Raw genomic sequence first — 432 nt, forward strand, 5'->3', positions numbered from 1 at the left:
ATCAGAGCCGGGACCGCTCCCACCGCCCATCCCACCGGACATGATGCGGCCATGTCCGACCGCACGATCGACTGTCCTCCCGAGCACGGCCAATCCCGCAAGTGACAGAGGCGCACGGGCACGGCAGGGCGGATCTGATACAGACGCGGGAGGACCCCTCGGGATGACTGACCAAGCGGATGCAATCACACCCACCGCAGCGGCGCGCTATCACGGCGCCCTGCTCGGGCTCGCGGCGGACGATGCGCTGGGCACGACGCTGGAGTTCATGCGCCCGGGCGGCTTCACGCCCCTCAAGGATATGATCGGCGGCGGTCCCCTTCTACCTCCAATCCTGCCAGTGGACGAACGACACCTCCATGGCCCTCTGTCTCGCCGAAAGCCTGGTGGAGTGCGCCGGCTTCGATGCCGCGGATCAGATGCGCCGCTCTC

General features: G+C 67.6%; 1 pseudogene. It reads left to right on the forward strand.

Features of this window, described 5'->3' with window-relative positions:
* Window positions 1–163: 163 nt before the first annotated feature.
* Window positions 164–432 (forward strand): annotated as a pseudogene (locus tag G3480_RS27430) (ADP-ribosylglycohydrolase family protein); the annotation flags it as partial.

It is taken from the genome of Thiorhodococcus mannitoliphagus (assembly GCF_010915725.1).
In the GTDB taxonomy this organism is placed as follows: domain Bacteria; phylum Pseudomonadota; class Gammaproteobacteria; order Chromatiales; family Chromatiaceae; genus Thiorhodococcus; species Thiorhodococcus mannitoliphagus.